This is a genomic window from Roseateles sp. P5_E1, from assembly GCF_054049335.1.
Map to the genome: position 1 here is coordinate 1 of NZ_JBFUMN010000126.1, position 1,588 is coordinate 1,588.

The window sequence follows — 1,588 nt, forward strand, 5'->3', positions numbered from 1 at the left end:
GCCGGCGCCCGCGTGCGCAACTACGAGGCCGCGGTCGAGCGCCGCGCCCGCGACATGGCGGCTTCGCGCAGCGCCGTCGAGGCCGCGCTGCTGCTGGCCGAGCAGGCCGACGCGCCCCACCTGGCCGCGCAGTTGCGCTCCAACCTGGTCGACTCCTACATGCATCTGGGCATGGCCAAGGAGGCATTGGTCGCCGGGCAGCGTGCCATGCCGGTGCTGCAGCGCTTTGGCGACCGCTTTTACGAGCGCAGCCTGCACCACAACCTGGCCGTGGCCCACATCAAGCTGCGCCAGTTCGACCAGGCCCGCCAGGAGCTCGCCAAGGTCGGCGAGTTCGGCACCGACCCGGCCGACCTGGTGCCGCGCGCCCGCGAGCTGCGTGAGCTGGGCGACACCTGGGGCGAGGCGGGCCAGTACAAGGAGGCGCTGGCGGCCCTGCATGCCGAGCGGGATCTCAACACCCGCGCCAACGAGCGCAACCGCGCGGCGGCGTTGGAGGAGCTGGGCCGCAAATACGACAGCGCCGCCAAGCAGCGCGACCTCGACCTGCTGGCCCGCGACGGCCAGCTCAAGGACCAGCAGATCTCCAACCAGCAGCTCGCGCAGCAGGTCGGCTTCGCCATCGGCGCGCTGCTGCTGCTGTCCGTCGCCCTCATCGGCGTGACGCTGGTGCGCATGCGCCGCGCCCAGGCGCGCCTCACGGCCAACCAGAGCCTGTTGCGGGCCCAGAGCGAACGCGATCCGCTGACGGACCTGTCCAACCGGCGCCACTTCCTGGCCGTCATGGACCAGAGCGCCCGCGACGCCAAGGGCGAGGGCTTTGTCGGCGCGCTGATGATGATCGACATCGACCACTTCAAGAACGTCAACGACTGGCACGGCCACGCGGCCGGCGATGCCGTCATCGTCGAGGTGGCACGCCGCATCCGCGCCGCCGTGCGCGATACCGATCTCGTGGTGCGCTGGGGCGGCGAGGAGTTCCTCGTCTTCGCGCCCGCGCTGCCTGGCGACGACCTCGCGCTGATGGCCGAGCGCGTCCTGCGCGGCATCGGCAGCCAGCCGATCGAGACCGCCGAGGGCCCGCTGCGCATCACGGTCTCGATCGGATTCGCGAGCTTCCCCCTCGGCGGCGCGGCCGGCGCGGGCCTGCGCCTGCATTGGGAGCAGGCCGTCAACTGGGCCGACATGGTGCTGTACCAGGCCAAGGCCGAGGGCCGCAACCGTGGTGTGGGCATCAGTGCCGTCGAGGCCTCCAACGCCCATGCGCTGGCCGCCGTGCTGCAGGACTTCGACGCCGCCTGCATGAATGGCCAGGTCAAGCTCAGGCAGCTGCCGGGGCCGCAATGAGGCCCCTCGTCCAAGGAGTACCTTGGCCGGCCTTGCAGGCCGCGCTGCGGCATGAGCCGCAGCCCTTCGGCAGGCACATCCCGCCCACCGGGCGCGATGTGTCCGGCCTCAGCCCCCGCGGGAACGGCGATGCTCGCGGCGTTGAGCCGCGAGCACATCGCCAAACGCGGGCCGGCTTGGGAGCGGCCCGGCGCTCGGTCCGCAAATTCTGGACACTGAAATGAATCCGCAAACCCTGACT

Annotated in this window: 1 protein-coding gene; it reads left to right on the top strand. The window is 71.3% G+C overall.

Going from position 1 to position 1,588, the window contains the following annotated elements; genetic code table 11:
• Positions 1-1,347: diguanylate cyclase (locus ACXJKJ_RS30065; RefSeq protein ID WP_457394992.1), on the top strand; the 1,347-nt coding region annotated here is incomplete at its 5' end.
• Between the last annotated feature and the right edge of the window lie 241 nt (positions 1,348-1,588).